The sequence below is a fragment of the Blautia caccae genome (assembly GCF_040095955.1).
GTDB classification, from domain to species: Bacteria; Bacillota; Clostridia; order Lachnospirales; family Lachnospiraceae; genus Blautia; species Blautia celeris.
Genome location: NZ_JBBMFP010000028.1, coordinates 1 through 24,914, shown reverse-complemented (window position 1 = coordinate 24,914; position 24,914 = coordinate 1). Strand labels below are relative to the sequence as shown.

Below are 24,914 nucleotides of genomic sequence, written 5' to 3'. Positions count from 1 at the left end.
TAAAACCTGTTTATTTTGATACCGCCGGAATGTTCTTTGTGGCGATCATATCCACACCGGTACCGCACACATTTTTAAGTACCACGTCACCGATATGTACCGGGGCATTCACTGCCACGGTTTTTAAAGCTTTCGCGCAGTCATAAATCTTTCCTTTTGGAATATCGGAAGCTGTCTTGACAGACACTACGGGAAGTGTGCCTCCTGTCACACGGACAGAGGAGGTCACGATCCTTGTGGGATTGGTCACTTCTTTCGTTCCATATGCCTCGCCTTTTTTGCAGGTGTTTCCCTCCACCTTTTTCACAGCTCCGTTCTCCATGGTCACAGTGAGGCTGCATCCCAGAGGACAGTTAATACAGATCAATTCTCTTGTTTCCATCTCTATGCCTCCTCCACTTTCACAGTAATCTTATCGAAACTTTCCCGGTCTGTCAAATCCGATTTTTTCAGGACAACCTGTTCCATCTCGCCGGGTGCCAGTTTTCTCTTCTTTTTATGCCAGATCCGCCGGTCTCCCAGATACACACTCACATAACAGTCCCGGTAAACAGCGCCCACACGGAAACGCAGTGTGAGGGTATCCTCCATACAGGCAGGACGTATTGTCTGGGGCACGGTATAGCGCACACCGTCCACAGCGAAGACGGGAATCTCTTTTGTATCCTCTTTCTCCTTCTCACCCCGGATATACGCTGCCGCGCAGGCGCCTGCCCTTGCCGCCTCCTCGGACACATAGTCCACCAGGTCATGTACATGGAGTACATTGCCGCAGGCGAATACACCGGGCACATTTGTCTCCAGACTTTCATTCACCACTGGACCTGAGGTGATGCGGGACAGTTCCACACCGATTTTTCCTGACAGTTCATTTTCCGGAATCAGGCCGCAGGACAAAAGCAGAGTGTCGCAGGCGTAAAATTCCTCTGTTCCCGGAATCGGCTTTCTGTTCTCATCCACTTCTGCCAATGTGATTCCCGTCACCCTTTCTTTTCCCTGAATGTCGATCACCGTATGGCTGAGTTTTAAGGGGATGTCAAAGTCATCCAGACACTGTACGATATTTCTCTGAAGACCGCCGGAGAAGGGCATCAGCTCTGCCACCACTTTTACTTTGGCTCCCTCCAGAGTCATTCTTCTGGCCATGATCAGACCGATATCACCGGAACCCAGGATCACAACTTCCCTGCCCGGCATATATCCCTCCATGTTTACCAGTCTCTGCGCAGTTCCTGCAGTGTATATGCCTGCCGGCCGGTATCCCGGAATGTTCAGGGCACCTCTTGGCCTTTCCCTGCAGCCCATGGCTAAGATAACAGCGCGGGCCGTAAGCATCATAAGACCATCCTCCCGGTTCATAGCCATGACTGTTTTGCCGTTTTCCCCATCCCGGATATCCAGCACCATGGTGTGCAGCTTATAAGGAATCTGAAGCTCCTCCACCTGCTGAATGAAACGCCAGGCATATTCCGGCCCTGTCAGCTCCTCCTTAAAGGTATGAAGACCGAAACCATTGTGGATACACTGGTTCAATATGCCTCCCAGTTCTCTGTCACGCTCTAATATCAGGATGTTCTCCACCCCTTCTTTTTTGGCAGATACAGCGGCTGCAAGGCCTGCAGGGCCTCCGCCTATTATAATCAGATCATACTGCATGATTCTTCCTCTCTTTCCCCGTTTAGAATGTCTCTGTAATTCCCGTTTCGTCCTCTTTGATCACGCCGGTCAGAAGCTTTGAGCCTTTTCCCGCCTTGGTCAGCTCCAGTGGGTCCATGTGCAGCTCCCTTGCCAGGATCTCCATGGTTCTGGGCGCACAGAAGCCGGACTGGCATCTGCCCATTCCCGCTCTTGTCCTTCGCTTTACACCGTCTAAGGACCTGGCGCCCAGAGGCCGCCTGATGGCATTTATGATCTCGCCCTCTGTCACAGTCTCACAGCGGCAGATCACATTGCCGTAAGCCGGGTCTTTTTTGATCAGCTCTGCAATCTCCTCCGGGGATGCCTGTGCCACATTGGGGATATCCTCTCTGGTGCTGATGAAATTCTCTTTCTTTTTGGCCTGCAGACGCTCTGCCGCAAGCTCCGCCAGATATTCCCCTATGGCCGGGGCACTTGACAGACCCGGTGACTCAATGCCCGCTGCATTGAAAAATCCCTCCGCGTCCTCTGCCTCACCCAGTACGAAATCCTCGTCTTTTTCCGTGGCCCGTAGTCCTGCAAAGGAGGTGATCACCATATGCAGGGGCACATCCGCGGCACTGACACGTGCCAGGGATGCCACTTTTCCCAGTCCCCGGGCTGTTGTCTGGATTCCCTCTTTGTCCTCAATGTCATCCGCAGTAGGACCTACGAGAAGGTTGCCGTGAACTGTCGGGGTGATAAGGACACCTTTTCCCATCTTGGTGGGGAGCTGGAATACGGTATGTGACACAAAATTTCCGGCCTTTTTATCCAGCAGGCAGTATTCTCCCTTTCTTGGGGTGATGGAAAGCTTCCTCTTGCTTACCATATTGTTGAAAACATCCGCGTACACGCCTGCCGCGTTGACGACACAGGCTGTCTCATAACATTCCCGGTCAGTCTCGATCTCATAACCGCCCTTTTCAAGCTTTCTGACTGCCTTAACCTCTGTGTTCAAAAAGAAATCCACACCGTTCACACTGGCATTCTCCGCCAGGGCAATGGTCAGCTTGAACGGACATACAATACCGCCGGTGGGCGCATATAACAGGGCTTTCACATCATGGGAAATGTTCGGCTCCAATTTATGGATCTCCTCTCCCGTCACGATCCTGAGACCCTCCACGCCGTTTTCTTCTCCCCGCGTCTTTAACGCCTCCAGCTTCGGAATGTCCGTTTCATGGAAACACAGGACCAGAGAACCGTTTTTCTTATATGGAAAATCCAGTTCCTTTGACAGAGCCTCCATCATTTTACTTCCCCTTACATTCATCCTGGCCTTCATGGAACCGGGCTCAGCGTCAAAACCGGCATGCACAATGGCACTGTTGGCTTTGGAGGTTCCGCAGCACACATCCTCCTCCCGTTCCAGGACGGCTGTCTTTAAATCATATCTGGACAGTTCCCTTGCCACAGCGCTTCCCACAACACCTGCGCCGATAATCACCACATCATACTTCATCTCTTCATTCCTCCTGTTTTCCATAAAAAATAAAAAGAGACAAAACGAATACACATGCTTCTTACATGTGTCCTCCGCTTTGTCTCTGTTCTCCAGCGTTATATCTATGTTTTTACATAAACCAGACCTTCTGGTTGGTGGTGGATATGGATACGGCTCCTGCACTGAGCGCTGCCACGATATCCTCCTTATCTGCGATCAGTCCCCCTGCTATGACAGGTGTTCTGCTGTGCGTGCAGATTTTTGCAATGATCTTCGGCATAACCCCCGGCAGCACCTCGATCATATCCGGGTGCACACTCTCCGTCTGTCTTCTGATACTCTCAAAAGCAATGGAATCAATGACAAAAAAACGCATGACTGCGAACAGCCCCAGTTCCCTTGCCTGTTTGATGATTCCCGGCTTGGTGGAGATCACACCGTCGGCCTCTGTGGTATTCTTCAAAAAATCCACGGCAACCTCCCGGCTGCTCAGACCTCCGATGAGGTCAATATGTACCAGAACCGTCTTGCCGCCCTTTTTCAGACGCTCTACAATATCTCCGATATTACAGATATCCCCATAGAGCACAAAGACGATTCCAATCTCTGACTCCAGGCACTGCTTCAGTCCCTGTTCATCCTTAATGGCTGCCACCACAGGGCAGTCTTCAAATTGTTCCAGAATTTCCTGTTGTTTCATGAGACGCTCCATTTCTGTACTGTAAACTAGTAAACCATTTGATTCTAAAAAGACAAGACAATAAAGCCGTGATACGGCTTTATCCTCTTGTCTCCTGTCTCTTCTTATATCTTAGCACAATCCTCTGTGCCCTGCAAGACTTAATTTCTTCCCTATTCCCTGTAAAAACATACCACAGGACAGCCGGCTTCTATATTTTCATATATGGTTGCCGCCGCCGAGGTCGGCAGATTGATACAGCCATGGGAACCGCTGGTCCGGTAGATGGAACCGCCAAAGCTGTATCTCCAGTTGGCGTCATGCAGGCCGATACCGCCGTTAAAGGGCATCCAGTATTTTACGGGCTGCTCATACTCATAGGTGCCGTCCTCCAGTTTACGTCCCCTAAGCACCTGGTTTGTCTGTTTATACATGAGAGAATACACACCTCCCGGTGTTCTTCTGTCCCTCATGACATAAGTACCGGACACAAAGTCAGTATCCATCAAAAGCGCGCCGTCCCTGTAGAACCACAGGTGCTGGCTTGTCAGGTCAATCTCCACATAGGTGCCTCCGATATCATTATCCCCGTAGGTCACGCCTGCCTTGGAGTATACAGGCTCACGGACCGTCACCACATGGTTTGCTATATCCTCCAAAAGCTGTGCCTTTTCCTTTAACTGGTTGATCTGGAAACCGTAATTGCCGCCGGAGACCGTGATCGGTTCCCCTGTGGCAGTGCTCGTGATAGTCCTGTCTCTGCCCACTGTGTCATAATTCTCAGCCAGCCAGGCCACAAATTCCGTCACTCTGGCCTCCAGGGTTGCCGGGTCCTCCACATAATTTCCGTTCTCATCGTACGTCATCCAGTCTTTCACGGTCATGCCATCCAACACTTCCGTTTTGTCTCCGAAGGTGTAAGTAATTGTCACCGCCGCACAGGAATTCCACACATCCCTCTGATGGAGCAGCGTGGGGTCCTCCTTTGTGACAGCCGGAGCCGCATAGGCGCCTGCCTCCTCAGCGGAGACGGATTCCTGACTGCCTGCCACTGCTGTTTCCAGGGCAGAGAACATAACATCCTCCTGCACAGTGGTCCCTGCCGTCTCATCCACAATGACGAATTGATTTTCCCGGAAATCAATGTACGCATCCGTGGGAGCCTCCATACCGGCCGCCTGCATACAGTCAAAGGACTGAAGCTGCGCCCTTAAGGCCTCCTTGTCATACTGTATGTTTTCCGCGGTCTCATAGTCCGTTCCTCTGAAATATCCCTTGATCCAGGTAAATGGGTTCTGGTCATCCAAAAGCTTCTGCACACTTCCGTCACTGACATAGGCATAGCTGATATCCTGGCCTTTGATCTCTCTTGTCTGGTCATTCCTGAACTGCACCCGGATGGAATAATCCTCCACTTTTTTCCGGATCAGGTCTTCTGCCTGCTCCACGGTCATATTTTCGCAGGCTATATGGTTGATGGTCGTTCCCTTGAAGAATTTATCTTTATAATAGTAAGCACCTGCGCCATAGCCGGCTGCTGCCAGTATGATGACAGCTCCTGTGATGCCCAGTGCAATTTTTATTCCGGTCTTTTTACCCTTCTTTTTCTCAGCCCTTATCTCTTTCTTAGCTGCCTTTTTCTGCTTTTTCTCAGCTTTTTTATCCGGTTCCCGGTAAGCAGCCGCTTCCTCCTGGCTTCCTATGGTATCCTGGATGATCTTCTCCATGGCAGAGTCGATTTTCGCTTCCATCTCTGACTTAGGCTGTGTCTGCTTTTTCTCCCCTTGACGGACAGCAGCTTCTGCCTTTTTCTCTGCCTGCTGCATCTTCTTTTGCTGTGTTTTTTTCTTCATTTAATTTGCTCCCCGATATTACATTTCTGTCCGGCCTGCAGCTATTTTTACCTGATTTTCCATGCCGCAGCCGCCAGTATTCGACATAAGCGCGAATACTTGTCTATTATAACACAAAATTCTACAACCGGATAAATATAAATCAATCCTTAAAAAAATTTAAAGCTTTTGTCATACTTTCTATTTTTTTATTGTATGTGAAAATTTTTCTTCATATTCTATCCTGTCACAGAATTCTGCTGGGAATGAACCAACCATATATTAGACGCACGAAAACGACAAAAGGTGACACTCTGCATAGAAAAAATTTTTTTCCGCATACTAATTCTGCAGCGCGGTCAACATTGCTGCCTCCCAACACAAGTAAAAAAAGTGAGGAAACTGCCATGTTAAAAGAAAAACCTTACAGAAATGACTATGATGACGGAAACATTCCTGAAATCGACCTTCCCAGGGAGTCCGACGCCACTGACGTGATCCCCGACGAAGTGCCGCGCAAAGACGGCCCCGGCGGAGAAGGCTGACAGGAAGCGAGGTGACCTGAAATGATTGACAACGAAGAACTTCCCATCGGCTTCACCATGGAACTGGCCATGCACTCAGATATCCTGAACCATTTTGCCAGACTTTCCAAGTCGGAACAGAAGCCTCTGGTAGACAAGGCAAGACAGGTAAATTCCCGCCACGAGATGCGGGAATATGTGGAATCCATGTTCCGCCCCTGAGATGCGCTGCTCTCCAAGCCGGCTGTGACTCGCAGAATTACCTGCAGCGCACAGCCGGTTTTTTGGCCTTTTCCGGGTCTACATATCTGATAAATTTTTTGTTTCCCCTCATTTCCGGATGTGGTATACTAAAAGTGTTTTAAAACAAAGAAGGAGGATTGCTGTAAAGCAAAAGAAATCTTATGTACCATTTACTGAATCAATATTTAGACACCAAACAGATTGTGATGCTGGGGATCATCCTTACCTTTCTCATCACATTTTTTGCACTGAAGCACCCGTTTTCCTTTCTCCCCAGTGACCAGGGGCGTGATTTTGCCCTAAACGGCGCACTCTCAAAAGGAAAAACGAGAGGCGTTGGACTGACATTTGTCATCTGCTTTATTATCGGCACCGTACTTTTTATGCCTCTTGGCAAAGAGTACATTGTCTATGCCATACTGCTTTTTTGCATTATGCTCAGCGGTTATCTGGATGATGCCGCGGAGACACCATGGAACGAATACAAAAAGGGGCTGATCGACCTCATCATATCAGCCGTAGCGGTCTTCACTTTCCTGAATTTCAACAGCACCACCATCTCCCTTGGCTTCACCGAGCTGGAAATCCCCAAAGCTGTCTATGCCATACTGGGCATTATCCTCTTCTGGGTTTCCATCAATGTGACAAACTGTACCGATGGTGTGGACGGGCTGTGCGCCAGCCTCTGTGTTATTGTCATGCTGTCCTTTGGCCTGATTTTCAAAGAAACTCTGGGTACTTATGTGATCGCCAACTTCCTTTTTGCCGCAGTTCTGCTGGCATACCTGTACTTTAATTCCTCGCCCAGCAGCATGCTCATGGGAGATGCCGGTTCCAGGGCCCTTGGTTTTTATATTGCAGTGATCGCCATCAAATCCCAGCACCCGGTTATTTACCTTCTGCTGGCAGGCGTACTGATCATTGACGGCGGCCTGGGTCTTGTAAAAGTATTTCTGAAGAGATTTCTGAAAATCTCTATCCTGAAAAATACAAGAACTCCCATTCATGACCACGTAAGGAAAAAATGCGGCTGGTCAGATACACAAGTAGTGGTCCGCTTCCTGATCATCCAGGTAATACTGGCTGCAGCCGCTTATATGCTGGTAAGATAGCAAAAAAGAGAAACACACTGTAAAAGCTGTGTTTCTCTTTTTTCTCTCCCCCCATTTTGCTGCCTCTCCTCATATATGAAGTATAATATCCTGTACCTCACAATTGAGGATGTCACACAGTGTATCAATCGTCTTTGTGGTTATGGCCTCACCTTTTTTAATTCTGTGTAAGGTATTCGCTGATACATCATGGTGATGGATTAGTTGATACTCTGTGAAGTTTCTTCTGAACAGTGTCTCATAAAATGGTTTGTAGCTTATCATAATCCCTTCTCCTATCCAGTGCATTTATTGAATAGTATCATACTCAATCTCTTGACTATACTCAAAATATTGAGTATATTTAAAACAAAAGAATGGAATGGGGGAATATTTTATGACAAATCATGAGGAGCCAAAGTATTCATCAGAATACGACAAAAAACAATTTATCGAAATCTGTGACAGGTACGAAGATAAGATACTGGAAAACATCATTAAAAAAGCAAAAGAGATGGGGCTTTTCGACGATTAGCCCTGCCCCGGCCGAAAAGGGCCGGGGATTTTTTTCTCAATTCAGAATGCCGCTTGTACTCTTTCCTCACTTTATGTATAATAAATGGGGAATCTGGAAACCCTGAATGCGGCTCGATAAACCGCAAATAAAAATAAAGGAACTTTTGTATATGAATATAAGAAGACTTTTCGCTGTATGGAGCGCCAAGCTCATAAAGACAGCCTGCCAGATCACCGGCAGGCAGGGTGTGACACTGGCCGGTAAGATAGCGCTGTCCATCTATCCCCCGATTTTAAAAGAACTGGCGTCTGAGGTCAAAAAAGACATTTTCGTTGTCTGCGGCACCAACGGCAAAACTACCACCAACAACCTTTTAGCCTCTGTTCTGGAAGCAAATAACTGCAGCGTTGTCTGCAACCGCACCGGCTCCAACATGCTGAACGGAGTCGTCTCCGCCTTTGTCCTGAATGCCCGGGCAAACGGACATCTGCGGGCGGATTACGCCTGTATTGAGATTGACGAGGCATCCACAGTCCGTGTATTTCCTCATTTCAAACCTGACTATATGGTACTCACCAATCTGTTCCGTGACCAGCTTGACCGGTACGGGGAGATTGACACTACCATGAATCTCCTGTCCCGGGCCATGAAGATGGCGCCGGACATGAAACTTCTGGTCAATGCGGATGACTCCTTATCCACCTTCCTTGCCATGGACAATGACAATGCGTACACCACCTACGGCATCAGTGAGCAGGTATATCAGGAACAGGACTCCAGGGAGATCCGGGAAGGCCGTTTCTGCAAACGCTGTGGGGAAAAGATGGAATACAACTTCTATCACTACAGCCAGCTTGGAGATTATCACTGCCCCAAATGCGGTTTTGCCCGCCCTGTGCCCCAGTTTGACGGCAGCCATATTGATATGTCAGACGGTCTGTCCTTTGATGTGGGTGATTTTCATGTAAAAGCAAATTACCGCGGTTTCTACAATATTTATAATATATTGGCCGTTTACGGAGCCGCCTCCCTGGCGGGTATCCCTCTTGACAGCTTCAACCGGATTCTGGGGGACTACACGCCCCAGTTCGGAAGAAACGAACTCTTTGAGATTGATGGCACCAGGGTCATGCTCAACCTGGCTAAAAACCCGGCAGGATTTAACCAGAATATCGGCGCGGTCATGACAGACACGGCTCCAAAAGATATCATCATCCTGATCAATGACAACAGTCAGGACGGCACAGATGTATCCTGGCTCTGGGATGTGGATTTTGACAGGCTGAAGGACGCCAATGCCGCCTCTATTACCGTAAGCGGCATCCGCTGCCAGGATATGCGCCTGCGTCTGAAATACGTGGACATCCCGTCCACTCTGGAACCGGATATTGAAAAGGCCATCCTCTCAAAACTCAAAAACGGAACTAAAAACCTGTACCTGCTTGTAAACTATACCGGCCTTTATACCACTCACAACATACTGAAGAAAATGGAGGGCAGAAAATCATGAAAATCACAATCGGACATTTATATCCGGACCTCCTGAATCTGTACGGGGACAGGGGAAATATCCAGTGCATGATGAAACGCTGCCAGTGGAGAGGCATCGAGGCAGAAACTGTGGAATTCCAGCTTGAGGACAACATTGATTTTTCCACCCTTGATATTGTGCTTCTGGGCGGCGGCTCCGACAGGGAGCAGATGCTGGTCTGCGACAGACTCCGCAGCATACAAAAAGATTTCAAAGACTATGTGGAGGACAACGGCGTAGTGATCGCTGTCTGCGGCGGCTATCAGCTTCTGGGCCATTATTACGACACGGATGACGGGCGCATTGAGGGTCTTTCCCTTGTTGACCTGTATACAGAGCAGGGCAGCCCCCGTCTGATTGACAATATCGTCCTGGAAAACCATAAATTCAGCCTTCCCATCGTCGGCTTTGAAAATCACGGAGGCCGCACCTATATCGGAGATAATGAGCCTTTCGGAAAAGTCCTCTACGGAAACGGCAATAACGGGGAAGACAAATCCGAGGGCGTGCTCTATAAAAATGTAGTGGGCACCTATCTCCACGGCCCCCTCCTTCCCAAAAACCCGCATATCTGCGATTACCTCATTGCAAACGCTCTGGAGCGCAAATACGGAAAGGCAGAACTTGCCCCTCTCGACGACAGCCAGGAGATTGAGGCCAACCGGTATATTTATGATCGCTTTGTAACAAAACAATAGAAATATGCCCGGCTGATTTACTATTGTTATATATTAAAGGGGAAAACTTATGGGATACCGAATTGCACTGCTGCTGAAACAGCACTATTACCAGCATTATAATGATCATCTCCCTGGAATCAGCGAAGATGTCTCCGTAGAATACTTCACTTATGATACTCTGGACGAGCTTAAAAATATTTATCTGAAAATCAAAGATGATTTTGAAGGATTTCTTGTCAGCGGTATTGCCCCCATGAAAGCCATATATTCCCTTGGCGAGCAGGCAGCCGACGCTGTGGTGGATTATTTCCACATCAGTGTGGAGAACACCTACCATATTCTGCTCCAGCAGATTGTGCTGGATGAACACCTGAAACTCTCCAGAATCGGTATGGATTTTATTCAGGACGGCCATACCCTGAAAGAGCTTCTTGTCAGCAACCGGTTCGCCCAGCGCATCCGTGAGTTCGAGGAGGAGTGGAGAGACTTCTCTTCCTCTGTGGATCTGGATGAACGGGAGGCTGCGCTCTCCGTAAAGTACAGGGAGCTGGCAGCCCAGAACAAACTGGATATGATCATCACTTATTTCTACAGCGTGATTGAAAATATGCGGGATACATCCATTCCCTGTATTTATGTCTATCCTGATGAAAACATGATCAGTGATATTGTAAAAAGCATGAAAAAAAGCATATCCATAAAAAATATGAAGAGCCATCTGCCTGCTGTCATACATATTAATATGGAAAATATGCCGGTTCAGGATGAGGTGTCATACGAAAAGACACGGCTGGAGATCAATAAGATGATCATGGAGCTGAACCAAAAATACCTGAACCGCCTTGTGATAAAAAACACATTCCGGGATTTTGAACTGTATGGAGATTACAGCATCATAAAAGAGATCACAGGGGATTTTAAGAAATGCCAGATACTGGAACAGCTTCACAGCCTGCTCTCTTTTAAAGGTTCTGTAGGATATGGCATTGGCCACACCTTTTATCAGGCCAGGATAAATGCCGTTGATGCCAGTCATTATTCCAGAAACGGCAGTCTCCGGGAAGACGGCAGTTATCTGATAGATGAAAATGATCAGCTCACGGTCCTGCAGATTGGTCTGGTTCCTGCTGGAATGAAGGTTTCCGGCGATTATATCAATGATATCGCAGATAAGGTAAGTCTCTCCTCAGAAACTATTGTGCGTATCATCCGCGTCATGAAACAAGAGGGTACCAACAAACTTACCTCCCAGGAACTGATGCACCATCTGAATATCTCTTCCAGAGCTGCCAACAAATTCCTGGCTGCGCTGCAGAAGGACGGATATGCGGAGGTTGTGGGTATGAGGCGTTCCGGCAATAAGGGGCGGCCCATCAACATTTACCAGATCAATCTGAAATACTGACCTGACAGCACATTCCTTTCATGAAACATGAGAGCAGCCATTCCGGTATCCCCGTATGGCTGCTCTCATATTTTCCTGTATTTTTTATAAATCCGGTTTTATCTCCTCCGGGATCGGACAATGATATCCTCCTCTTACTGCTGCGTCAAATTCTTTTTTCGCATCCTCAGCGATTTTCGGATTTCGGAAGACATCTATAGCAGCCATTCCCATGACCTTTGCTGCTGTCAACATTCCTTTTTTTCCTATGGAGGAACCTGACTGGCTGACCTCCTGCCAGGAATGCCCCGGTGTTCCAAAGGCTTTACAGGCAGTCAGAATCTGACCTGTGGGTGCCTGATAACTCACATCCCCTACATCTGTGCTCCCGGGCATTGTACTTTTCAGCGGATTTACAGGCAGTACTATATCTGCCAACACCTTGCCTTCCATTGCCGCTGCCGCATTTTCTCCATGCTGATTCTCCACCGCTGCTGCGGCCTCCTGTATCATCTGTTCTGAAAAAGTATCCCGTATTTTTTCGGCCAGCTCATGATCCGCATGGTCAAATGCCGGAGCACCGGCTTCCTGAAAGTTCTCCATCAGAACTTTTCCCAGTACCTTGTTGGGTATGTAATCGCTGAATCCATCTCCCCGCACCATTTCATAGGAAGTACCTGTCATGATTGCTGCTCCCCGCGCTACTTCACAGATTCTCTCAAATATTTCAAACGCCTGGTTCAGCCGCGGTGCCCTTGCCTCATAGTAGACAGCTGCCGTTTCCTGTACAACATTCGCTGCATTTCCCCCTGCGTTTGTGATCGCATAGTGGATTCTGGCCTCGGGGATCACATGCTCTCTTAAGAAATTACACCCTACATTCATAAGCTCCACCGCATCCAGAGCACTTCTGCCAAGATGAGGAGAGGCGGAGGCATGAGATGCCTTGCCGTGGAAAATAAAAGTGGCGCAGATATCTGCCAGGGAACTGGATGCGAAAAGCCCGTTCACATCCCAGGGATGCCAGCAGAACACAGCATCAAGCCCTTTAAAACATCCCTCCCGTGCCATAAATGTCTTGCCGGAGCCTTTTTCCTCCCCGGGACAGCCAAAATAAATGATAGTGCCCGGTGTCCCGCTCCGGTCCAGATATTCCCTGACAGCCACAGCCGCTGCAAGAGAGCCGGTTCCCAGCAGATTATGCCCGCATCCGTGGCCGCAGTCCGTATCTTCTCTTTTTTCCTGCACATCTGTTCCCGGCTTCTGACTCAGCCCCGGAAGTGCATCAAACTCTCCCAAAATGGCAATTACAGGTCCTCCGCTGCCAAAAGTGCCCTTAAAAGCAGTTGGGATTCCCGCAAGCCCAGTTTCCACCTGAAATCCTTCTCTCTCCAATGTCTCTTGAAGCAGCTTTGCCGACCGGTGTTCCTTAAATCCCAGTTCCGCGTATTCCCATATTTTTTGGCTGATCCGGGAGTAAATTTCTTCTCTCTTTTCAATATTTCTGCATAATCTTTCTTTTTCCTGTATCATATCCAATTCTTCTCCTTTTTATATACCTGCCATTACAGCTCCCATAATCAGGATAACCTCCAGTGCAAACCACATGAGAAACAGCTTCCAAATAAATTTATACCATTTATTCATCCCGATTCCCATGACACCGCACATCATCGCGCATCCGGTAGGCCAGAACATTTTTGAAAAGCCGTCGCCGAACTGGTAAGCTATGATGGCGATCTCACGATTCAGCCCCACAACATCAGCCAGAGGCGCCATGATCGGCACAGTCACAACCGCCTGCCCGCTTCCTGACGGTATGAAGAAATTGATCAGATTCTGTGCCAGCAGCATGGCAAATGCTGAAAACCCTGATGGAAATCCTTTCACGATATTTGACAGATATAAAACAGCCGTATCGATAATGTTACCGGAACTCATCACAACTTCAATGGAGCGTGCAAATCCGATCATAAGAACTGTAAATACCATGGACTTGGAAGACTCCACAAAGGAATCCGCGATTTTGCTGGGCCCCATACCGTTGATCAGGCCGGTTATGATCATACCGATAAAGAATACGGCTGCAAGCTGCTGCAGATAAAACCCAAACTTTGCCACACCTATGGCAATGGTCATGATAATGATTCCGAATCCCAGCAAAGTGATCTTCTGTCTTCCTGTAAAGGGCATCTGCATAACCTCATCACGGCTTGCCGTGACGGTAGGTTCCGGTACACCATAGAGATAGCTCTTTGTTGGGTCTTTTTTTATTTTCTTTGCATATTGCATTATGTAGAGGATCGTCACAGCCACGAAACAGACAAATGCCACGATGCGGAATGTGGTGATCTTCGTCCCAACACTGGGTATGCCTGCAATACTGCTGCCCAGGCCAACCGTAAAGGGATTTAAGATTGCAGCAGCAAACCCGACACCTGTACCCAGAATGACAATGGAGGAACCCACGATCCTGTCATATCCCAGTGTAATTGCAATGGCCACAAAGGCAGGAATCAGCCCCCATGCCTCCTCATTCATTCCGAATGTGGTGCCTCCCAGGGCAAAAAGTGTGAAAAATATGGGAATCAGAAAATAATCCTTGTCTTTAATTTTTCTAAGTATGGATCCCACCAGGGCATTCAGGGTCCCTGTGCTCATCAGAAGCGTTACATAGCCGCATGCGAAAAGCAGGAAAAATATAATATCCGCTGCATTTACAAACCCCTGAAAAATACTCATGCAGAAAGCCCAAGGGCCGATTGGGTTAGCATCCACCCCGTGATAACTCCCCGGCACCACCAGTTCTCTTCCAAGTGCCGGATCCACAGCCCGGTCAAACTGCCCTGCAGGCAGTACCCAGGTTAAAATGGCACTGATGAGAACCATGGTCATCATGATCACATAGGCATGCGGCATAGAAAATTTGAATTTCCTCTCTTTTTTCATAAAAATCCTCCTTGTTTTCACTTTCGCACTGTAAACTACCAGTTATTTTAAGCACGCTTACAGAACCGTTCTTTTATAGTAGGATACCACTCTATCCGAATAAAGTCAATTGGCAGTAATTGCAGATAAAATTTACTGATTTTCGGAAATAATACACAAAAAAGTGTTCCGTTTATGGCGATTACCTATACCCCCTATGACAAAACATTTCAGAATATTAAGGATAAAATAGTGGAAATTCCCTATTTTAAATGTTATACTGTTAAATGAATTTATTTTATGTATGAGGAGGATTACAGAATGGCGAGAGGACGCAAAAAAGAGACAAGGACACTGGACGAACAACTGCAGGCAGTTATCGGGGAAATCGCCACATATGAAGAAAAATTAAAAGAATTGCGCCGCAGGAAAAAAGAAATCGAACAGAAAATCACGGAAGACAAAAAAGAGGCTTTATATAAAGCAGTAATGGAATCAGGTAAATCACTTGATGAAGTTCTCGCTAGTTTAACAAACGAGTAAAAACATAAGTGAGCCCTCCGGCCCGTTTCTCTCAAACGGCCGGAGGGCTCACTTATATCTGTGATTCTTATTCTTCTGTTTCTCTTTCAAAAATTATCTGATAGCAATTGCCGCCGTAAACGCTCACTTTTGGTTCCAATATCTGTTTTAAGCGCCAGCCATCGGCTGCTTCCCGGACGATCGCCTCCCTGCAGGCTTCAAAGGGAACCGGCGGCATCTCACCGCGTACGGTTTTTGCCTTTTCCTTCTTAACCGGCACAAGGGGAATCTCAATAAATTTGTATTCATACTTTTTCATAAACTGTCTCCTTTTTTTGTCAGCACAGGATATACCCGCAATATCCTTTCTCTGTTTTTATGTATCTCACATTGACCTTCTTTCCTACCTTATAGGTTCTGTCTGTGATTCGCACATGTAATCTCAAAACTATTATACCTTTTTTATCCCTCGGAAACAATCGGTAAAACAAGATTTCCAAAACACAAGCATGCCATTACGCTCCGTATCCATTAACATTTCCGCAATACACAGATGCTGCCGTACCCAAACTGCCATATGATGCCGAACCGGGGATAGAAACCCTCCTGATCATGCCGAACTTAGCTGTGACTGTCCTGCTTGCAAATACCATATGTAAGATCAAAAAAATAACAGAAGAATTCGTTGACCTTTTAGGTAAATAAATTTATAATAGATATTGATCTGATAGGTAAACAACAGGAAGGAGTTTATCATGCCCGCAAAACTATTAAACATGGAGCCTCAAAGAAGAGATGCTGTGTTAAATGCCGCGCTAAAAGAATTTTCATCGCAGGGCTATGACAAGGCATCCACAAATATCATTGCAAAAGAAGCCGGTATATCCAAAGCACTCATGTTTCACTATGTGAACAGCAAACAGGAACTCTATCTTATTGTACATGATTATTTTTCCAATCTGATAAAAAAAGAGTATTGGGAACAGATGAATTTTGATGAAAAGGATATCTTTGCCAGACTGCAGCAGTCCTATCTCCTGCAGCTTAAATTATCCGAAAAGTATCCCTGGATTTTAGAGTTTAGCAAGCTCTCACACACAGAGAATTCCGACACTGCCAGGCCGGCCGACTGCTATCCGAAATTATTTGACAATATAGATGAAACAAAATTCAGAAAAGGATTAGATATTGAAACCTGCAAGCAGTTTATCTTCTGGTCCAATGTCGGCTTTACGAATGAGATACTGAAAGAGATCCGAAGCATGGAAGTGGCTCATATAGACAGTGACGCTTTCATACGCAGACTGAATCATTACTTTGCAGAACTGCGCAAGATATTTTATACATCGGAAACTGTTTAATATGCTGCCTAAAACTCTGCAATCTAATGTGAGGTGCAAAATGAGTGATGTGAATACGCCTGTCATTGTTGATTTTCCCCTGAGGGGTGAGTGGATGTCTCCCAATACCCCCGGAACCCGGGTCCCCAGCCACGGCACAAACCGTTTCGGCACGCGATATGCCTATGATTTTTTACAGGTGGACTGGACACGCAGAGGCCATCCGAATTATCGGGTGCACTGGCTTTCCTACCTGCTCTTCGGCGTCTCCCTGAGCAAATGCTATTGCTGGGGAAAAGACATCTATGCCCCCTGCAGCGGTACTGTAGTTGATGCAAAAGATTTTTATAAAGAAAGAAGACGTGCATTTTTTCTTTCTGATATTTTTATTGCTTTAAAAAGTGCACATTTTTTTCGCCCCCGGAGAGACAGCATACAGTCTGTCACAGGCAACTATATTATTATAAAATATGATGACCACATCTATGCCGCGTTTGCACATCTAAAATACGGCTCTGTCAAGGTCCGAATAGGACAGAAGGTAAAAAAGGGAGACCTTTTAGGCTGCATAGGACATTCCGGCAATTCCTTTTTTCCTCATCTGCATTTTCAGCTCATGGACAGTGATGATATGTGTTCTGCCAAGGGGATTCCCTGCGCGTTTGCCAATTACGAAGTATTTAAAAACGGCGAATGGGAAACAATAACCAACGGTATTCCGACCGACAAGGACAGAATTCGATTTTGAGCATCTGTGCCTTTCGGCTTCCGAAGAAACTTATCTGTACTCTGGTCCATCTTGCCTCTTTTATCAAACTTTTCCCATCTATCACATACATTCTCTGCCAAATCTTTTAAATAAGCGACGGCCTGTTCTGCCGCTAATGCATCATTCATAATATTTCCATCCTTTTTTACAGCAGCTGCTGCCATACTCGGCATACTTTCAATAAGAATGTGCCGTAAGCTGCATTTTTATGTAAAGGAACCTTGACAAAACCCATAGAGTAGAATATACTAAAATTGTAAAGGAACCTTGTCATAACATCAGATTGGATCACACGAAGGATATAAGAAAACCTTGAAGAGAGGAGGTATTATGTGGAAAACAGAGTTGAAGAATTAAGAAAAAAAGCTGGCATGAACCAGGATGATTTCGCAAAAGCAATTAGAGTTTCAAGACAAACGATCAGTTCAATCGAAACAGGGAAGTATAATCCTTCATTGGAACTGGCCTTTACAATTGCAGATTTCTTTGACACAAGCATAGAAAAAATTTTTATTCATGAAAGGGGTCGTCAAAATGAAAAAAAGTAATTTAATCACAGGAATCGTGTATTTATTGGCAGGAATCGTTTTTCTGGGCACCGCATTATTGACTGATACAAAATTAGATGGTTTATTTTTCGGTTTTGCAGGCGCCGGTATCATCCCCGGAATCATGATGATATTTAAATATTGCTATTGGTCCTCTCCGAAAAATAAAGAGCGTTATGCTGAAAAACTGGAAAATGAAAAAATCGAATTACACGATGAATTAAAAGAAAAGTTGAGAGACAAGTCCGGAAGATATGCATATACGGCAGGACTTTTTGTGATTGCGGTCTCCATGATGCTCTTTGCAGTCTTAAATTCTCTGGAAATCGTACAAACAGGTAATATTATCGTTTTAGTCCTGGGCGGATATTTAGTCTTTCAGATTGTGATTGGTATTGTGATATTTAATCACTTAATGAAAAAGTATTAAATATATGTTCCTGCTCATTTAAATCAGTGCCCTCAAAGTTAAAGAAAAACATTCACGCAAATCCACCTTTGGCGATAGGATTTTTGCCTGGCTGCTAAGCGGATTCTTACGGTCAGCGCATTTCTGCGCTGACCTACTGGATTTCATAACACAACCAGAAAAACAGCTTACAGGATTAACCTATTTTAATCGTTATTTTTCTATTCTGCTTCAGTTGGAACATCTACTATAAATGTTCCAATTACAGTTTCTCCATCCTCTTCATAAAGAGGAACTTCATATGCAGTCGGCGTATATTCCAACGCTTCTTCTAATGTCTGTGGGACTGCATTGATATCAGCTTCTTTTACATATCCCTCTGTTCCATCCACACCTATTGCACTCACTAAATCTGGCTGTATCCCGTATAAAAGCAATTCATATTCTGAACCATATATTTCACCATTTTCATTTCTGATAATTTCAACCTCGGAATCCGAAAAAGTCTGCGCTGGGCTATTTATCAAAGTATGTGCGCTATAACTACCAGTTGAAGGATTATATATGTAGGATGTTCCTCCAGCTTTGTAATTACCTCTTGTACTATTTGTTGGTGTAGATGCAATAATACTTTGTGCGCCACCACCATTGTAGATTACACCAGTGGATTTAACCAAACTACCATTTAAATATAATCTCGCTAATGATCCCATACGGCCGCCAGCTACACCTTTACTTGCCATTGTTGTAGCATTCGCCCACATAGCACTACCATTTCCATGCGTAGATGTTTTTCCTTTATAGGTAACTCCTTCAACACTTGGGAATATAAGCCAGCTTGATTCCGTATACGCTTGTACTACTACAGATGAACTTAAGATGAGTACACATAATAAAACAGCGAATAATTTTTTCTTATTTTTTTTCATTTAATTCTCCTTCCAGACTATCTTTTTGCATTGGGAACCAGTATAAACTTTCCAATTACTGTTTTACCATCCTGTAAGTAAAGAGGCACTGAATATGCTTTTGTAGATTTATTTAATGCTTCTGCCTCTTCTGGTGATTCGGCTACTTTGCCAGCTGATTCGCTTAATTTCACATATCCTTGAATATTATCTTCACCTATTGCTAACATTAAATCTGGTGGAAACATATTTTCTATTGCTGGTCCATAAGTCTCACCGTTTTCATTCTCTGGATATCCATTAAGCACAACCTCCTCTTCAGTCGGTACTATCAATTCATTATTAGTTGTTCGATAGCAATATATTACTACTATAATAAGAATAAAAATAATCAACAAAAAAACTAGTATTCGTTTATTTTTTATTAATTTAGGCAAACTTTCACTCCTCCCTATTAAATCAAATTTTTAGACTTACCTCCCCATCGGAATCACCTCTTTCCTTCATTTGGAAACTATATATACAGGTAATCCAATTATTCACATTATTGTTTTTGAATATTTTCTTGTTCAACTAAGGATTGCTCTATTTCCATTCTTTTATCCGCCCACTTTTCCTCCAACTCTCCCAAATAAATTTGATTTTCTGTAAATTCTTTGATGTATTCTTGTTTTAAACTTTCCATATATTTTTCAATAGTCATACTCTTTCATGTTACTTCTCTCATAGCATCTTCATAATTCTGTGCACCGCCATAAGATTCATAGAGTGCATCAACTTCTCCATCTTTCTTCATCTGCTCGTAAGTTTCAATATTGAAGGCTATTGCTTTATCCAACTCCTTGTCAGAAGCCAAATAACCAGCTTCTTTAGCAACATAGTATAATGTTTTGAATTTACATATAAATTTAAAAGCATCATCTTCGGGGTTATCAGAATTTGCTAATTTAAAAACTTCTGTCTGCCATTCAATGTCATGTAATATTCCTAATATCAACATATTCATTTCACCAAGCTGAGTCTCAGAGTTCGATTTCCTCCCCATTGGAATCACTCTTTCTTACTTCAGTATCATGTTAATATTTTGTTCTTATTTTTGACCTTTTGTTTTATAGATTATTAAAGTACGAGTCAATGTATAAAACCCCCAGAAGATAGATGCAATTAAAAAATAAGCTGTATTAAGCACAGGTATCGTCCTAGAGAAGAATGAAGCAGCATCTTCATTAATCACTTTTCCCAAATTATCACGCAACAGACTAATTGGATAATAAATTTGATTATATGATTTCAAATCAATCAAAATCAATAACACGCAAATAGTCACAATTTGAATCGCAATATTTTTCAAATTTTCTCATTTAATTCATCTCCAATTAGCCTGAATGCTTTTGATTTAGTGGCTTAATATTCGCAGCGAACATCTGTTCCGTACCCGGTATTACATTGCATATCCAAGTACAAAATCAATCCTACAAACGACCCATATCCGGCTCCGTAATAAGTAAATGCATTAATGGTAGGATATGTAATCCTGTAATTCCCACTGGTAGAACCATAATCTACTTGTCTCCAATTAGAGAAATCACTTCTCCTACTAACCCATTGTCCACTAACCCCGTACAATTCATTTAGTGGACCAAAATTATCTATCCATATCAAAGTTCCGTAGGCAGTAATTCCATCTTGCGTTACATTATCCTTATTATGCACTTGCTCAGATGCTACTGCAGTTAATGCATATAGATGACTACTATCTTCATTGGCAGAACGCGTGACTGTTCCTCAATCCCTTATTGTCGGCCTTTACCTCCAAGACAGTTTCTTTTCCATTAACATCTATCGACGTCGCAATGCAGTTATCTAGTATCTCTTGTGTAATAGGCACATCTGAGATTCCAGCCTCTGCTCTTTCAAGTTCAACAGTGTCATCCAGTGTATTTACCAAAGACATACACTGTTGTCGAAAAGCAAATTCGCTTGCGGCTTGAGCGACTTCTGTATCGCTTGCTGCACCCACAGGCATAACAGATGAAACACATAATAGCCCTACAATTATCAAAGAAATTATTCATTTTTTCATATACTTCTCCTCCCAAAACAGTTAATAACCACCACTCATTAATCTGTACCACATCTTTCCATTGGAATCACCTGCTTTCAATTTTATGATACATCTCAAAACGCATTAATCTCTTTTAATACTACTCTCTTTTAATACTACTCTTTTTTAATACTATTATTATTTTTATATGTATATATTACCATATATTCTATATATTTACAAATATTTTCTGTAAATATTGTATGTATCCTGTAAGCAAGAGCCGATGCAGCTATTCTTTTAACTACATCACTTTATTAATCCCTTCATTTATTTGAATTTATAATACACAGGAGAACACCTATCTGGATGAAAGATATCTTGACATTCTTCAGTCCAAAGGGCCCAAAAGCCGCAGGGTTTATATCTCCAGAGAACTTGCAGAATATCAGATGGGTTATGATAACCGTATTGAGAGTCTGTTTCCGAAGCGTAAGAGTTTCTTTCCCAACAAAGCTGACTGTCCCTACAGCCCAGCCATGCCGGAGAAAAATTTCCTGCGTTTCTGGTATGCGGCTTTTCCTGAAAAGAAGTATTCGGGCGTAAGCATCCGCGCATATGACTTCCGGCACCATTTTGTCTATGCAAATATGAACCGCTGGTTGCGGTAGGGTAAAGATGTAGATGTCATGTTCCCACACCTGATGCGGTATATAGGGTATTCCGATGTCAAGAATACCCTGTACTACTTTCATCTGATAGCAGATGTTTACGGCACTCTCATTGACAAATCAAGCCACTCGGAGGAGTTGATACCGGAGGTGGATAATGAGGAGACATAAGAAATCAAAAGCACAAGACAGTGCATTTTTCTGGTCCCCCCTGCGTTTTTTAGAACACGAACTGCCAGCAATTAGGAAGAAAAGTCAGAATACGGTTGCTTCCTACCGGACTTCGCTTAACATCTGTATTGATTATCTTGAGGACATGAAAGGCCTCCGACGTGAGCGCATATGTTTCCAGGACTTGAATAAGGAAAACCTGAAAGATTATCTTGTATGGATGGGACAGATCAGAGAATGGAGCCCAAAGACCTGCAATCTCCGGCCAACAGTAATCAGCCCCTTGTTGTCCTACGCTTCAGAAGAATGCATGGACATTACCCCGGGGTTCGTGTCAAGCAAAACAATATCCACCTGGTGAGATTGAATACTTTGAGGACCAATAGATGGCGGCACTTCTTCAGGCACCAGGCAAGGAAAAGCGGTTAGAACGCTGAAACAAGATGATGCTCATCCTAGGATATGATGCCGCCACGCGAGTTGGAGAACTGATAAGTCTGAAAGTGGAAGATCTGCATCTTGATGCAGAAACACCTTTGCTACTGCCATTTTATACACATTCTTTTTCTTTTTATTGTGTGTATAAATAAAAGGAATAGTTTCAAATACAAAAAAAGACCGACTGGTAAAATAACCAAGTCGGCCTTTTTAACTATGGTATTAGTATAGTGAACCATCCACGCTGCAAGACAAACTAACAGACTTATCAATTGTTTCTAAAATAGTGTTTCCATAAAAATGTGTACCTGTAGCTCTTGCTGTTGCTATATTTCCACTGCGGCTGGAAGAACGATCTGTGATCTTCCAAAAACTGGTATATGAGTCAGCATCCACATAAGCACTTGTACACCTCACACTATTACCTGTGTATGCAAAACTTCCTGTAACTTTCACATACCATAAAGCCGTTCCATTACTGTAATATGTTGACGTTTTTGAACCTGATTTAGTCCCGCTACCATACAGAGCAATTGGTGATTCTGCTAAAACAGTCTCTATATAATCACCATTTTCAAGATATTCTCGTTCAACACTAATAATGTTTTCTTGTATATCTGTTGGAGCTGCTGAAACCAACACCACTTGTAAACATAACATCAACATAACCAATAAGAGCCCAACTAATCTTTTAATTTTTTTCATAGTTATCCCCCTCCTCAATAATAATTACTTCTTTATCAATAATAGTATTTTTACACTCAATATATAACCTATAATAAAATAATCCCCAGACAAAACAACAGCAAAGAACTACTACACTTAAACCTAACACCACCCATTTTCTTAAATGTTTTTTATTTATGCTTGATATTAAATAATCTGGGGTTTGTCCGGCAATATATTCACAAAAAACTTCCTCTGGTCGTCCAAACACTTCAACCAATTCTTCGTATGTACATCCCGGATTTTCTTTTACATATTCTGTTAAATTGAATTTTAGATTTGTTAAAAACCTCCCATTCATATAATTTACGTTTAAGAATAATTCTCTCAAAATCTTATAATACTTTTTCGCACAATTATTTCTCATATAGACCAATTCCATACTATACAACATCCTCCTGCGATACCTCATGGGGAACGTAATCCAATACCATATGGACAGCTTTTTCAAATTCATCATAACCTTCAAGCATATATCCTAACACTTCTCTTCCGGCATCTTCTATGTGATAATATATACGAGGAGGCGTATCGCCAACGGCCCGCTTATAATCTGTTATGTACCCTTTGCTCACTAATCTATCAAGTGATGTATACATAGAACCATTTGTTACCTCAATTACACCATTTGTTACCTTTTTTAAAATCTGTGAGATTTGATACCCATAACAATCTCCTTCAGCAAGAATTCTTAAATACAAAAAATCCATTATTCCCTTTTTAAATCCATCACAATATCTCACATTTTCACCTCTTTCTATATACTATGTTAAAATGAATAGTCGTAAATGTCAATAGTAGTTTTTATTTATATTAAAAGCAACAATATTATCTAGTTAAAACTAATATTAATTAGATATTTTGAACACTTTCATCAAACAATTAACCATCAGAAACACCGGTCAAATAACTTCTGCATTAAGGACTGTAATTATGCAGTCTTTTTTTAATATTCATAATCATATGGATTACGCCAACGTCTACCATAGTTTGGAATCGCCACCCTAGTTTCAGATTCGCTCTTATACAGCCTTGTTGTTCTTAACCTGATACCCTCTTTTCCAGCTCCATACTTTAAGACGCAAAATTTACCTTGCACGGTTTCTATTATACCCTGTACAGGAATGCAATAGCCTTGCAGAAACCAGCACTCTTCACCTACGTATATTTATAGCCATTATAATGTTCTGTCGAAACGATCCTATCTATATACACGTCTATGTGTCCTTCGGCAAGCCTTAATCTAACACGCAAGGGTTTTTATTTCACCTCGGCAGTTAAACGTGGCTATGACGCATACAGAATTATTAGAAACCGGATATGAAGCTCTGGGTGTCTCGAACACTGGTCCATCACACAAATATGCTATGCAATAAAAAATAAGCAGTAATATAAAAATAAGACATATCTTACTCTTATATCACTGCTTACCAAAGGATTTAAACGGTCATGTTGACTCATATCAACATACAGCCATTTCCTCCTTTACTTATAAAGTTTTCTTAACAGGGGATGAGGGATTCGAACCCCCATCGACGGTTTTGGAGACCGGTGCTCTACCATTGAACTAATCCCCTATATCCTATCTATTATTATACATAAAATAGATTTTCTTTCAAGACTTTTTTACAAAAAAATCAATTTTCTGAAATGTACCTTCAAAACCGCATATACAAAACTCAAAAACCTTTTTTCAACTCCGCCGTTTGCATTTTCATGCTCAGGTCAAGCCCTCGACCGATTAGTAGCAGTCAGCTCCATACATTGCTGCACTTCCACCTCTGCCCTATCTACCTCGTCGTCTTCAAGGGGTCTTACTTCTTTAAAGAATGGGA

Annotated in this window: 30 protein-coding genes, 1 tRNA gene and 1 rRNA gene; 14 read left to right on the top strand and 18 right to left on the bottom strand. The window is 43.8% G+C overall.

Going from position 1 to position 24,914, the window contains the following annotated elements; genetic code table 11:
- Positions 1-10: 10 nt before the first annotated feature.
- From WMO65_RS22570 to WMO65_RS22550, 5 genes are all read right to left on the bottom strand, one after another.
- Entirely contained in the window at positions 11-382 is a 372-nt protein-coding gene (locus WMO65_RS22570; RefSeq protein ID WP_033141338.1) for a DUF1667 domain-containing protein, read from the bottom strand.
- Positions 383-384: 2 nt separating this feature from the next.
- On the bottom strand, positions 385-1,656 hold the full coding sequence (locus WMO65_RS22565) for an NAD(P)/FAD-dependent oxidoreductase (RefSeq protein ID WP_207727911.1): 1,272 nt from the start codon (positions 1,654-1,656) through the stop codon (positions 385-387).
- A 22-nt stretch (positions 1,657-1,678) separates the two neighbouring features.
- Entirely contained in the window at positions 1,679-3,142 is a 1,464-nt protein-coding gene (locus WMO65_RS22560) for an NAD(P)/FAD-dependent oxidoreductase (RefSeq protein WP_052099439.1), read from the bottom strand.
- A gap of 112 nt (positions 3,143-3,254) precedes the next feature.
- Complete coding sequence (locus WMO65_RS22555; RefSeq protein WP_081960317.1) at positions 3,255-3,824, bottom strand: glycerol-3-phosphate responsive antiterminator; 570 nt, start codon at positions 3,822-3,824, stop codon at positions 3,255-3,257.
- Between the two features lie 152 nt (positions 3,825-3,976).
- Positions 3,977-5,656: a L,D-transpeptidase family protein gene (locus WMO65_RS22550; protein WP_033141342.1), complete on the bottom strand. Its 1,680-nt coding sequence runs from the start codon at positions 5,654-5,656 to the stop codon at positions 3,977-3,979.
- A 386-nt stretch (positions 5,657-6,042) separates the two neighbouring features.
- On the opposite strand from WMO65_RS22550, the gene WMO65_RS22545 reads away from it, so the two are divergent.
- The 3 genes from WMO65_RS22545 (at position 6,043) to WMO65_RS22535 (ending at position 7,514) form a co-directional block, all read left to right on the top strand.
- Positions 6,043-6,180 (top strand): hypothetical protein, encoded by a 138-nt coding sequence (locus tag WMO65_RS22545; protein WP_181014426.1) that lies wholly within the window; start codon positions 6,043-6,045, stop codon positions 6,178-6,180.
- A gap of 21 nt (positions 6,181-6,201) precedes the next feature.
- Positions 6,202-6,381, top strand: coding sequence for an HMG-box domain-containing protein (locus tag WMO65_RS22540; protein ID WP_033141343.1), 180 nt, complete (start codon positions 6,202-6,204; stop codon positions 6,379-6,381).
- 182 nt (positions 6,382-6,563) lie between these two features.
- The gene (locus WMO65_RS22535; protein ID WP_033141344.1) at positions 6,564-7,514 is read left to right on the top strand and encodes a phospho-N-acetylmuramoyl-pentapeptide-transferase; all 951 of its coding nucleotides are present in this window, start codon (positions 6,564-6,566) and stop codon (positions 7,512-7,514) included.
- A gap of 69 nt (positions 7,515-7,583) precedes the next feature.
- On the opposite strand, the gene WMO65_RS22530 is transcribed toward WMO65_RS22535, so the two are convergent.
- Positions 7,584-7,778 (bottom strand): helix-turn-helix domain-containing protein, encoded by a 195-nt coding sequence (locus WMO65_RS22530; RefSeq protein ID WP_349064678.1) that lies wholly within the window; start codon positions 7,776-7,778, stop codon positions 7,584-7,586.
- A gap of 112 nt (positions 7,779-7,890) precedes the next feature.
- On the opposite strand from WMO65_RS22530, the gene WMO65_RS22525 reads away from it, so the two are divergent.
- The 4 genes from WMO65_RS22525 to WMO65_RS22510 all read left to right on the top strand — a co-directional run bounded on the left by WMO65_RS22525 (position 7,891) and on the right by WMO65_RS22510 (position 11,626).
- Positions 7,891-8,028, top strand: a complete 138-nt coding sequence (locus WMO65_RS22525; protein WP_156120846.1) for a hypothetical protein — start codon at positions 7,891-7,893, stop codon at positions 8,026-8,028.
- Between the two features lie 151 nt (positions 8,029-8,179).
- Complete coding sequence (locus WMO65_RS22520) at positions 8,180-9,520, top strand: MurT ligase domain-containing protein (RefSeq protein WP_148393577.1); 1,341 nt, start codon at positions 8,180-8,182, stop codon at positions 9,518-9,520.
- Positions 9,517-10,239 (top strand): type 1 glutamine amidotransferase, encoded by a 723-nt coding sequence (locus WMO65_RS22515; RefSeq protein ID WP_148393576.1) that lies wholly within the window; start codon positions 9,517-9,519, stop codon positions 10,237-10,239. The genes WMO65_RS22520 and WMO65_RS22515 overlap by 4 nt, the downstream gene beginning before the upstream one ends.
- Before the next feature lie 49 nt (positions 10,240-10,288).
- Complete coding sequence (locus WMO65_RS22510; RefSeq protein WP_148393575.1) at positions 10,289-11,626, top strand: helix-turn-helix domain-containing protein; 1,338 nt, start codon at positions 10,289-10,291, stop codon at positions 11,624-11,626.
- Positions 11,627-11,710: 84 nt separating this feature from the next.
- Here the strand turns inward: WMO65_RS22510 and WMO65_RS22505 are convergent, their stop codons facing one another.
- Positions 11,711-13,138 (bottom strand): M20 family metallopeptidase, encoded by a 1,428-nt coding sequence (locus WMO65_RS22505; protein WP_148393574.1) that lies wholly within the window; start codon positions 13,136-13,138, stop codon positions 11,711-11,713.
- A gap of 18 nt (positions 13,139-13,156) precedes the next feature.
- Complete coding sequence (locus tag WMO65_RS22500) at positions 13,157-14,554, bottom strand: YfcC family protein (protein WP_148393573.1); 1,398 nt, start codon at positions 14,552-14,554, stop codon at positions 13,157-13,159.
- Between the two features lie 300 nt (positions 14,555-14,854).
- Between WMO65_RS22500 and WMO65_RS22495 the strand changes: the two genes are divergently transcribed.
- Positions 14,855-15,076, top strand: a complete 222-nt coding sequence (locus WMO65_RS22495) for a hypothetical protein (RefSeq protein WP_033144071.1) — start codon at positions 14,855-14,857, stop codon at positions 15,074-15,076.
- A 67-nt stretch (positions 15,077-15,143) separates the two neighbouring features.
- Here WMO65_RS22495 and WMO65_RS22490 read toward each other — a convergent pair whose 3' ends face one another.
- The gene (locus tag WMO65_RS22490; protein WP_033144072.1) at positions 15,144-15,374 is read right to left on the bottom strand and encodes a DUF4177 domain-containing protein; all 231 of its coding nucleotides are present in this window, start codon (positions 15,372-15,374) and stop codon (positions 15,144-15,146) included.
- Positions 15,375-15,810: 436 nt separating this feature from the next.
- On the opposite strand from WMO65_RS22490, the gene WMO65_RS22485 reads away from it, so the two are divergent.
- From WMO65_RS22485 to WMO65_RS22470, 4 genes are all read left to right on the top strand, one after another.
- Positions 15,811-16,416: a TetR/AcrR family transcriptional regulator gene (locus WMO65_RS22485; RefSeq protein ID WP_199687331.1), complete on the top strand. Its 606-nt coding sequence runs from the start codon at positions 15,811-15,813 to the stop codon at positions 16,414-16,416.
- Positions 16,417-16,456: 40 nt separating this feature from the next.
- The gene (locus WMO65_RS22480; RefSeq protein WP_187370679.1) at positions 16,457-17,143 is read left to right on the top strand and encodes a peptidoglycan DD-metalloendopeptidase family protein; all 687 of its coding nucleotides are present in this window, start codon (positions 16,457-16,459) and stop codon (positions 17,141-17,143) included.
- A gap of 353 nt (positions 17,144-17,496) precedes the next feature.
- Entirely contained in the window at positions 17,497-17,712 is a 216-nt protein-coding gene (locus WMO65_RS22475; RefSeq protein ID WP_148393572.1) for a helix-turn-helix transcriptional regulator, read from the top strand.
- Positions 17,699-18,142 (top strand): hypothetical protein, encoded by a 444-nt coding sequence (locus WMO65_RS22470; RefSeq protein WP_148393571.1) that lies wholly within the window; start codon positions 17,699-17,701, stop codon positions 18,140-18,142. Before WMO65_RS22475 ends, WMO65_RS22470 begins: the two co-directional genes overlap by 14 nt.
- A 200-nt stretch (positions 18,143-18,342) precedes the next feature.
- Here the strand turns inward: WMO65_RS22470 and WMO65_RS22465 are convergent, their stop codons facing one another.
- The 4 genes from WMO65_RS22465 to WMO65_RS22450 form a co-directional block, all read right to left on the bottom strand.
- Entirely contained in the window at positions 18,343-19,050 is a 708-nt protein-coding gene (locus WMO65_RS22465; RefSeq protein ID WP_052099759.1) for a hypothetical protein, read from the bottom strand.
- 17 nt (positions 19,051-19,067) lie between these two features.
- A complete protein-coding gene (locus WMO65_RS22460; RefSeq protein WP_052099760.1) occupies positions 19,068-19,466 on the bottom strand; it encodes a hypothetical protein in 399 nt (132 codons plus the stop codon).
- A 107-nt stretch (positions 19,467-19,573) separates the two neighbouring features.
- Positions 19,574-19,732, bottom strand: coding sequence for a hypothetical protein (locus WMO65_RS22455; RefSeq protein ID WP_158587353.1), 159 nt, complete (start codon positions 19,730-19,732; stop codon positions 19,574-19,576).
- Between the two features lie 6 nt (positions 19,733-19,738).
- Complete coding sequence (locus tag WMO65_RS22450) at positions 19,739-20,074, bottom strand: hypothetical protein (RefSeq protein ID WP_033144075.1); 336 nt, start codon at positions 20,072-20,074, stop codon at positions 19,739-19,741.
- Between the two features lie 1,688 nt (positions 20,075-21,762).
- On the opposite strand from WMO65_RS22450, the gene WMO65_RS22445 reads away from it, so the two are divergent.
- Both WMO65_RS22445 and WMO65_RS22440 read left to right on the top strand, forming a co-directional pair.
- Positions 21,763-21,915 (top strand): hypothetical protein, encoded by a 153-nt coding sequence (locus WMO65_RS22445; protein ID WP_156120917.1) that lies wholly within the window; start codon positions 21,763-21,765, stop codon positions 21,913-21,915.
- Complete coding sequence (locus WMO65_RS22440) at positions 21,902-22,276, top strand: site-specific integrase (RefSeq protein ID WP_243128856.1); 375 nt, start codon at positions 21,902-21,904, stop codon at positions 22,274-22,276. The genes WMO65_RS22445 and WMO65_RS22440 overlap by 14 nt, the downstream gene beginning before the upstream one ends.
- A gap of 299 nt (positions 22,277-22,575) precedes the next feature.
- On the opposite strand, the gene WMO65_RS22435 is transcribed toward WMO65_RS22440, so the two are convergent.
- The 5 genes from WMO65_RS22435 to WMO65_RS22415 all read right to left on the bottom strand — a co-directional run.
- Positions 22,576-23,058, bottom strand: a complete 483-nt coding sequence (locus tag WMO65_RS22435) for a hypothetical protein (RefSeq protein WP_033144079.1) — start codon at positions 23,056-23,058, stop codon at positions 22,576-22,578.
- Positions 23,045-23,461 carry a hypothetical protein gene (locus WMO65_RS22430; RefSeq protein ID WP_033144080.1) on the bottom strand — a complete coding sequence of 139 codons (417 nt, stop codon included), beginning with the start codon at positions 23,459-23,461 and terminating at the stop codon, positions 23,045-23,047. The genes WMO65_RS22435 and WMO65_RS22430 overlap by 14 nt, the downstream gene beginning before the upstream one ends.
- Position 23,462: 1 nt before the next feature.
- Positions 23,463-23,822 carry a PadR family transcriptional regulator gene (locus tag WMO65_RS22425; protein ID WP_052099762.1) on the bottom strand — a complete coding sequence of 120 codons (360 nt, stop codon included), beginning with the start codon at positions 23,820-23,822 and terminating at the stop codon, positions 23,463-23,465.
- Between the two features lie 763 nt (positions 23,823-24,585).
- Positions 24,586-24,656, bottom strand: a tRNA-Trp gene (locus tag WMO65_RS22420).
- A gap of 144 nt (positions 24,657-24,800) precedes the next feature.
- Positions 24,801-24,914 (bottom strand): 23S ribosomal RNA (locus WMO65_RS22415); the annotation flags it as partial.

Coding starts and splice junctions, on each gene's coding strand:
- WMO65_RS22500 (WP_148393573.1), bottom strand. CDS start 14,554: ATGAAAAAAGAGAGGAAATTCAAATTTTCTATGCCGCATGCCTATGTG.
- WMO65_RS22490 (WP_033144072.1), bottom strand. CDS start 15,374: ATGAAAAAGTATGAATACAAATTTATTGAGATTCCCCTTGTGCCGGTT.
- WMO65_RS22510 (WP_148393575.1), top strand. CDS start 10,289: ATGGGATACCGAATTGCACTGCTGCTGAAACAGCACTATTACCAGCAT.
- WMO65_RS22450 (WP_033144075.1), bottom strand. CDS start 20,074: ATGGGGAGGAAATCGAACTCTGAGACTCAGCTTGGTGAAATGAATATG.
- WMO65_RS22470 (WP_148393571.1), top strand. CDS start 17,699: ATGAAAAAAAGTAATTTAATCACAGGAATCGTGTATTTATTGGCAGGA.
- WMO65_RS22495 (WP_033144071.1), top strand. CDS start 14,855: ATGGCGAGAGGACGCAAAAAAGAGACAAGGACACTGGACGAACAACTG.
- WMO65_RS22525 (WP_156120846.1), top strand. CDS start 7,891: ATGACAAATCATGAGGAGCCAAAGTATTCATCAGAATACGACAAAAAA.
- WMO65_RS22440 (WP_243128856.1), top strand. CDS start 21,902: ATGAGGAGACATAAGAAATCAAAAGCACAAGACAGTGCATTTTTCTGG.
- WMO65_RS22545 (WP_181014426.1), top strand. CDS start 6,043: ATGTTAAAAGAAAAACCTTACAGAAATGACTATGATGACGGAAACATT.
- WMO65_RS22560 (WP_052099439.1), bottom strand. CDS start 3,142: ATGAAGTATGATGTGGTGATTATCGGCGCAGGTGTTGTGGGAAGCGCT.
- WMO65_RS22555 (WP_081960317.1), bottom strand. CDS start 3,824: ATGAAACAACAGGAAATTCTGGAACAATTTGAAGACTGCCCTGTGGTG.
- WMO65_RS22565 (WP_207727911.1), bottom strand. CDS start 1,656: ATGCAGTATGATCTGATTATAATAGGCGGAGGCCCTGCAGGCCTTGCA.
- WMO65_RS22485 (WP_199687331.1), top strand. CDS start 15,811: ATGCCCGCAAAACTATTAAACATGGAGCCTCAAAGAAGAGATGCTGTG.
- WMO65_RS22515 (WP_148393576.1), top strand. CDS start 9,517: ATGAAAATCACAATCGGACATTTATATCCGGACCTCCTGAATCTGTAC.
- WMO65_RS22465 (WP_052099759.1), bottom strand. CDS start 19,050: ATGAAAAAAAATAAGAAAAAATTATTCGCTGTTTTATTATGTGTACTC.
- WMO65_RS22540 (WP_033141343.1), top strand. CDS start 6,202: ATGATTGACAACGAAGAACTTCCCATCGGCTTCACCATGGAACTGGCC.
- WMO65_RS22480 (WP_187370679.1), top strand. CDS start 16,457: ATGAGTGATGTGAATACGCCTGTCATTGTTGATTTTCCCCTGAGGGGT.
- WMO65_RS22435 (WP_033144079.1), bottom strand. CDS start 23,058: ATGAAAAAAATTAAAAGATTAGTTGGGCTCTTATTGGTTATGTTGATG.
- WMO65_RS22445 (WP_156120917.1), top strand. CDS start 21,763: ATGTTCCCACACCTGATGCGGTATATAGGGTATTCCGATGTCAAGAAT.
- WMO65_RS22550 (WP_033141342.1), bottom strand. CDS start 5,656: ATGAAGAAAAAAACACAGCAAAAGAAGATGCAGCAGGCAGAGAAAAAG.
- WMO65_RS22455 (WP_158587353.1), bottom strand. CDS start 19,732: ATGACTATTGAAAAATATATGGAAAGTTTAAAACAAGAATACATCAAA.
- WMO65_RS22520 (WP_148393577.1), top strand. CDS start 8,180: ATGAATATAAGAAGACTTTTCGCTGTATGGAGCGCCAAGCTCATAAAG.
- WMO65_RS22570 (WP_033141338.1), bottom strand. CDS start 382: ATGGAAACAAGAGAATTGATCTGTATTAACTGTCCTCTGGGATGCAGC.
- WMO65_RS22430 (WP_033144080.1), bottom strand. CDS start 23,461: ATGGAATTGGTCTATATGAGAAATAATTGTGCGAAAAAGTATTATAAG.
- WMO65_RS22530 (WP_349064678.1), bottom strand. CDS start 7,778: ATGATAAGCTACAAACCATTTTATGAGACACTGTTCAGAAGAAACTTC.
- WMO65_RS22535 (WP_033141344.1), top strand. CDS start 6,564: ATGTACCATTTACTGAATCAATATTTAGACACCAAACAGATTGTGATG.
- WMO65_RS22505 (WP_148393574.1), bottom strand. CDS start 13,138: ATGATACAGGAAAAAGAAAGATTATGCAGAAATATTGAAAAGAGAGAA.